Consider the following 6760-nt stretch of genomic DNA (forward strand, 5'->3'; position numbering starts at 1 on the left):
TTGGTCCCCGCCCTTGGCTCCACCCACTCCGCAGCCGGTTTCCCGACGTTGTTCGCAGGCTTCCTCGCTACTATGGCGGAGTCTGACTTCTCTCGACCGTTCATCATACGGCTCCTCGCCTTCCCGAGCGTGTACGAGCCGCCCACCGCGATGATCTGCAACGTGCGCGCCGATGCATAGCCCGCGTAAGCCGGATACGACTGCGCGGCCGTGGCCGAGCCGACCGAACCGAGATTGTTGCTGGTGAGTGCCGTGCCCGCCGAAGGATTGGTGCCGTAGAACGAATAGTTGGGGTTGCGCGCGTTGAGGTAAGCCGCGCCGAGCGAAATCGGGCCGCGCGCGTACGCGCCGCCGATCGAGTACACCGCACGCGATCCCGTGCTGCCCGCCACGCCGCCGACGCTATATGTGCCACCGACCGTGAAGCCCGCGATGCTCGGGCTGGCGTAGCGAATGGTGTTGTTGATGCGTCGCGTGTTGCCGAGATTGTCGACGTCGCCCGGATGGAAGCCCATATAGCCGCCCCACACCGCGCCCGACGTATAAGGCTGCACGTAGGTGACGAGCGAATCGTACTGACGTCCGAGCGTGACCGTGCCGAACGTATTGCTCTTCAGGCCGACCCACGCCTGACGGCCGAACTCCGCGCCGCCCTGACCGAGCGTGCCGTTGTTGATCGAAAAGCCGTTCTCGAGTTGGAACACGGCGCTGAGGCCACCGCCGAGATCTTCGACGCCGCGCAGTCCCCAGCAGGATCCGCTGATGCCGCCGATGCCGCCGTCCTGCATTGAGTATTGCGAACTGCCCGCGAGCGCGCCGTTGCTGCGGCCGGTCTGCGCGTTGTTGACGTAGTTGAGGCCGACATCGATCACGCCGAACAGCGTCACGCTGCTTTGCGCATGGGCGGCGACGCCGAAGGTCGCCAGGGCGGCGGCGAGAAGAAGACGTATCGCGTGTGTCTTCATGGTTTGTTTTCAGGGGTGGGTGGTAAAAATAAATATACGTTAAGGATAACGAAATAAAATGCTTGAAAAACTGACTGGCCTTCGCGAGGAAGGCCAGTCGATCGGAACGCGTCAGGCGGGACTCAACGCAGATGCGCGGGCAGCGCATCGAGCGCCGCGCGCAGTCGCGCGATGGTGGCATCGGAGGGCGGCACGAGCGGCAGTTTCACGCCGCCGATCGGCATGCCGAGCATCTCGAAGGCCTTTTTGCAGGGGCCGGGATTGGTTTCCGCGAACAACGCGTCGAACAGCGGACGCATTTTCGCATGATCGGCGAGCGCGCTGGCGGCGTCGCCGTTGGCCGCGCTCGCGTGGATGCGCGACCAGGCTTTCGGAAGCAGGCTCGCGGAAGTCAGAATGCCGCCTGTGCCGCCGAGCAGAATGTGCTGCACGTAGAGCAGATCATCGCCGCTCATCACGGAGATATGCTCGCCGGCCAACTCCACCGTGCGCGCGAATGCGTTGAGGTCGGTATTGCACGCCTTCATGCCGATGATGCTGCCATCGTCCTTGCCCATCGCGGCGACGATTTCGGGCGGCGTCGCATAGCGCGTGCGTCCGGGGATATCGTAAAGCAGCAGCGGCACGCCGGCTTCGTCGCGATAGCGCTAGAAGTACGCGCGCAAGCCCGCATCGGTCGGCACGACCGAGCAGCAGGCCTACTGCGCCTGCATCGACGAACGACTTGCCCGCCGCGAGCGCTTCGTCGTAACCGGGCGAAACCACGCCCGCCTCCACCGGCACGCGTCCGCGCACGGCATCGACGGTGGTCTTGACGACCAGCGTGCGCGCCTCGGGCGACAGCGCCGTGTATTCGCCCGTGCCGCCCACCGGCACGAGGCCCGCCGCGCCGCCTGTGATGATCGCGTCGACCATTTCCGCGAGACGTTCGGTGTCGATGGCGCCGCTCGCCGTGAAGGGCGTGGGGAAGGCGGGGAAAAGACCCTTCAATGCGGATCGTTCAAGTGTCATGGCTCGTGTCCAATATCGATGATGTGCGTTCAGAGCAGCTTGCCGGGATTCATCCGGCCATGCGGATCGAGCGCGCGTTTCACGGCGCGCATCATGTCGAGTTCGACATCGCTCTTGTAGTGCGCGAGTTCCTCGCGATGCGCGCGACCGATGCCATGCTCCGCGCTGATGCTGCCGCCGAATTCGACCGCCGCGTCGTTGACGATCTTGCCGATCGCATCGATGCGCCGCGCGGGATCGTCGACCTTGGCCCAGGCGTCGTGCGGAAACAGCACGATCGAATGGATATTGCCGTCGCCGACATGGCCGACGTACAGGAACATGCCGCCTTCGACGAGACCCGCATCGAGCAGACGCGCCTCGGTTTCCTTCAGGCATTGCGGAATGCGCGAGATCGGCAGCGAGATATCGTGCGTGACGCTATGGCCGCAGCGCACGTTCGCCTCCGACACGATATGCCGCAGATGCCACAGCGCCGCACTTTGCGCTTCGCTCGCGGGCAAGGCGGCGTCGAGCGCGAGCCCGTCTTCGAGCGCCGCGCCGATCACGCTTTCGAGCATCGCTTGTAACGGTGCATCGACGGCGGAATCCGCGAGTTCGACCAGCAGTACCCAGGGCGAGCTGCCATCGAGCGGATCGCGCGTGCCGGGCGCGTGTTTGTAGACGACATCGAGCTGGCTGCGCGAGATCAGTTCGAACGATGTCAGCACTTCGCCGCATGCGCTGCGGCAGCGTTCGAGCAGCGCGACGGCGGCATCGACGGAATCGAGCGCGACCCATGCGCAGGCATGCGTGCGCAGCGCGGGCGACAACTTAAGCACGGCCGCCGTGACGATGCCGAGCGTGCCTTCCGCGCCGATGAACAACTGCTTCAGATCGAAGCCCGTGTTGTCCTTGCGCAGACCGCGCAGTCCGTTCCAGATGCGTCCGTCGGGCAGCACCGCTTCGATGCCGAGCACCAGCGAGCGCATGTTGCCGTAGCGCAGCACGGCCGTGCCACCAGCGTTGGTCGCGATATTGCCGCCGATCTGGCACGAGCCTTCGCTCGCGAGCGACAGCGGAAACAGGCGATCGGCGTCGGCGGCGAGTTCCTGAATCTGCTGCAACGTGCAGCCTGCTTCGACGGTGATGGTGTAATTCGCGGCATCGAGCTCGCGGACTTTCGTCATGCGCGCGAGATTGAGCACGATGGCATCGCCCGCTTCGGATGGCGTCGCGCCGCCGCAGAGTCCGGTGTTGCCGCCTTGCGGCACGATCGGCACCGCATGATCCGCGCACAAACGCACGACGGCGGCGACCTGTTCCGTGCTCGCGGGCTTGACGATCGCGCGACATTGACCGTGATAGCGTCCGCGCCAGTCGGTCAGATACGGCTCGCTTTCTTGCGGATCCACGATTCCGGCCGCGCCGACGATGTCACGCAACGATTCGATGAAGTTCATAGCAAGGCAAGCTTGGGAGCGGCATCGGTTTCGCGCTCGGGCGCGCCGACGATCCGCTCGCTCAGGGTTTCGAGACTGGCGCAGCCGAGCAGCGTCAGCGTGGTGATGAGTTCGTCGTACAGGATCGACAGCGCATGCGATGCACCCGCCGCGCCGCGTGCCGCCACGCCGTACAGCGGCGCGCGTCCGAGCAGCACCGCGCGCGCCGAGCGCGACCGCCTTGAGCACGTCCGCGCCGCGCCGCACGCCGCCATCGACATAGACGTCGAGCGTATGACCGACCGCGTCGGCGACGCGCGGCAGGATTTCCAGCGGCGCGAGCGCGCCTTCGAGCTGACGTCCGCCGTGATTCGAAATCACGATGCCGTCCGCGCCGTGAAGTGCCGCGAGCCGCGCATCGGCGACGGTCTGAATGCCCTTGACGATCACCGGACCGTTCCAGTGCCGCCGCAGCCACGCGATGTCCTGCCACGACAGCGTGAGGTCCTTCTGACGCGAAAGGCTCGTCGCCTGCTTCGCGAGATCGGGCGCTTCGCCGAGACTGCGCGCGAGGTTGGTCAGTTGCGGCGTGCCGTGACGCGCGATCTGCATCGCCAAGTGCGGATGTTTGATGAGGTCGAGCACGAGCTTCGGCGTGATCGGCAGCGGCAGCTTGTAGCCGTTGTGGATGTCGTGATCGCGCTTGCCGTGCACGGGTGTGTCGACGGTGACGATCAGCGTCGTATAGCCCACCGCCGCCGCGCGTCGCATCATGCTTTCGGGAATGCGGCGATCCTTCTGGATATACAACTGCAACCACAGTTCGCCCGATGGCGCGGCTTCGCGCACGTCTTCCAGGAGCGATGTCGATGCGCTCGACAACACGAACGGCACGCCTGCCTGCGTCGCGGCAACGGCGAGCAATTCGTCGGCTTTCGGCCAGAACAGGCCGTTGAGTCCGGTCGGCCCGACGATCATCGGCGCACGCGAAACGAAGTTGCCGAGCGGCCGTTCCGCGCTCACTTCGGATACGTCGACCAGCACGCGCGGCGCAAAATGCACGTTCTGATACGCGGCGCTATTGCGCGCCAGCGTGCGGTTGTCTTCGGCGCCCTTGTCGAGATAGTCGAAGGCGATCTTCGGCAAGCGACGCCGCGCGGCCTCGCGATAATCCGCGATGCTCGCGAAGCCGCGCGTGGAGGAGTAAAGGGCGTTCATGCGCTCTTGCGTTTCAGCAGATTCACCGCGCCGATCACGATCACGCTCAACACGAACAGACAGGTCGAGACAGCGGCGATCACCGGCGAAATCGACAGCGATACCTCGTCCCAGAAGAGCTTCGGCAGCGTGCTGTTGAGGCCGCTCGTCAGGAACAGCGCGATGGTCAACTCATCGAACGATGTGACGAAGGCGAACAGGAACGACGACAGCATACCTGCCGCGAGAATCGGCAGCGTGACGCGCGTGAGGGTCTGCCAGTGCGTCGCGCCCATGCTGTGCGCGGCGGCGTCGAGCCGTTGATCGTAGTTCTTCAGGATCGCGCAGGTCGTGACGACGACATAGGGAATCGTGATCGCCGTGTGGCCGATCGCCATGCCCGCGATCGATCCGACTAGCCCGAGCTTCGAGAGAAAATAGAACAGGCCGACCGCATAGATGATGTGCGGCACGATCAGCGGCAGCAGCGAGTACACGTACAGCGGCGTGCGCCAGCGCGAGTTCGATCGCGACAGGAAGAACGCAGCGGGCACGCCGATCAGCATCGACGCGCTCGCCGATACGAGCCCGATCACCAACGACTGGAACGCGGCTGCGGCCCACTTCGGCGAGATCGCGAGCGCTTCGTACCAGCGCACGGAGAAGCCGGTCGGCGGCCAGTTGATCGACGAGACGGACGTGAACGATTCCGGAATCATCAGGAACGTCGGGCCGAGCAGATAGACCAGCGCGGCGATGCCGTAGAGCCACAGCAGACGCGGCACCGCGCCACACTTCTTTCCGCGCTTGAACGTGGGCATCAAGCGTCCGATCGCATCGCCGATATCCGCGATGCCATGTAGTCCCGCATACACCGCCGTCTTCACGCGCGAGCCATGCGCGCGGCCCGGCTTTGCTGCGCCGCCTGCAAGCGTGTCGAGGCCGACCACGCGATGATAGACCGCGAACACGATCAGCACGGCGACCAGGAGCACCATCGACAGCGCGCCCGCGAAGCCCCAGTTGAGCGTTTGCAGAACCTGATCGATCACCACTTGCGTGAGCATGACGTCGTGCCGCGAACCCATCAGCGCGGGCGTGACGAAGAAGCCCAATGACGTGACGAACACGAGGATCGCGGCTGCGGCGACGACAGCGGCAGATAGACGGTGAGGAACGCGCGCAGCGGCGTCGAGCCCATCGTGGAGGCGGCGGGCAGCAGCTTGCGGTCAATGTTGCTCATCACCGACATAATCGTCAGGATAGCTAACGGCATCAACGCGTGTACCATGCCGATCAGCACCGCGCCGAACGTGTAGAGCAGCTTGGCGGGTGCATCGATCAGGCCGAGCGACGCGAACAGTTGATTGAGCAGGCCATGCCGTCCGAACAGCACGATCCACGCGAAGGAACGCACCAGAAAGCTGGTCCAGAACGGCAGCGTGATCCAGAACAGCAGCGAGTTGCGCGCCTTCGGCGAGACGATGGTGACGAGATACGCCAGCGGATAACCGCCGACCACCGCGAACAGCGTGGTGAACGCGGCGATCTTGAAGGTGATCGCGAGCACTTGCGCATAGACCGGCGCGGACGCGATGCACGCGTAATTCGCGAAGCTGAATTCGCCGCCCTGCATGAAGCTCATGCCGAACAACTGCGCGACCGGCACGATCAGAAACACGAACAGATACACCGTGATCGGCGCGACGCACAGGAAAGTGCGCATCGAAAAACGGCGTTTGCCGCGCGTCGCTCGACGGCGCGGCGGCTGTGCCGCGTCGAGCGTGCGCCCGGCGCGGCCAGAGGATTCAACGGGTTCGGCGTTGGTCATCATGGTGTATCGGGAATGGCGGCGGCATCGCGCGCGTCCCAGCGCACCGCGACGTTGCGGCCCGGCGCGTTGTCCACGCGCGCGCTCTGGGTGAGGCAGGTGAGCATGATCGGCTTGGCATCGGCCGCGCCGTGCAAGCGCGCGAGGCGGTACTTGCTGACATCGCCCGCGACGTAGAAGTCGAGCACGGTCGTGTCGATGGTGTTGACGCTAGGCTCTGTTCACATTTGAAGAAATGTGTTTACATCTCATCTTTTGCGTAAGCGATCAAGATGAGTCGAATGTTGCTGACCGATGAGATATGGGGACGACTGGAGTCCATTGTTCCGGGTAAG

The 6760-nt window shown here is 64.5% G+C and carries 6 protein-coding genes and 2 pseudogenes; all 8 read right to left on the reverse strand.

Annotated features, from left to right (window positions below):
* On the reverse strand, positions 1-965 hold a 965-nt coding region (locus tag BVER_RS27980; protein WP_050456020.1), incomplete at its 3' end, for a porin.
* 122 nt (positions 966-1087) lie between these two features.
* Positions 1088-1591: a dihydrodipicolinate synthase family protein gene (locus BVER_RS35425; RefSeq protein ID WP_050456021.1), complete on the reverse strand. Its 504-nt coding sequence runs from the start codon at positions 1589-1591 to the stop codon at positions 1088-1090.
* Positions 1592-1667: 76 nt separating this feature from the next.
* Positions 1668-1976: pseudogene (locus BVER_RS35430) on the reverse strand (dihydrodipicolinate synthase family protein); the annotation flags it as partial.
* A gap of 29 nt (positions 1977-2005) precedes the next feature.
* Complete coding sequence (locus BVER_RS27995) at positions 2006-3418, reverse strand: FAD-binding oxidoreductase (RefSeq protein WP_050456024.1); 1413 nt, start codon at positions 3416-3418, stop codon at positions 2006-2008.
* Positions 3419-3652: 234 nt separating this feature from the next.
* Positions 3653-4615, reverse strand: a pseudogene (locus BVER_RS30900) (alpha-hydroxy acid oxidase); the annotation flags it as partial.
* On the reverse strand, positions 4612-5724 hold the full coding sequence (locus BVER_RS28000) for an ABC transporter permease (protein ID WP_232316885.1): 1113 nt from the start codon (positions 5722-5724) through the stop codon (positions 4612-4614). The pseudogene BVER_RS30900 and the gene BVER_RS28000, both read right to left, overlap by 4 nt.
* Positions 5682-6428, reverse strand: coding sequence for an ABC transporter permease (locus BVER_RS34805; protein ID WP_232316887.1), 747 nt, complete (start codon positions 6426-6428; stop codon positions 5682-5684). Before BVER_RS34805 ends, BVER_RS28000 begins: the two co-directional genes overlap by 43 nt.
* Positions 6425-6613: a hypothetical protein gene (locus BVER_RS28005; RefSeq protein ID WP_050456023.1), complete on the reverse strand. Its 189-nt coding sequence runs from the start codon at positions 6611-6613 to the stop codon at positions 6425-6427. The genes BVER_RS34805 and BVER_RS28005 overlap by 4 nt, the downstream gene beginning before the upstream one ends.
* Positions 6614-6760: the final 147 nt, after the last annotated feature.

Source organism: Candidatus Burkholderia verschuerenii (assembly GCF_001189365.1).
GTDB classification, from domain to species: domain Bacteria; phylum Pseudomonadota; class Gammaproteobacteria; order Burkholderiales; family Burkholderiaceae; genus Caballeronia; species Caballeronia verschuerenii.

Bases quoted from the DNA above. Each gene is read 5' to 3' on its own strand.
- BVER_RS27995 (WP_050456024.1), bottom strand. From the start codon at position 3,418: ATGAACTTCATCGAATCGTTGCGTGACATCGTCGGCGCGGCCGGAATC.
- BVER_RS34805 (WP_232316887.1), bottom strand. From the start codon at position 6,428: ATGATGACCAACGCCGAACCCGTTGAATCCTCTGGCCGCGCCGGGCGC.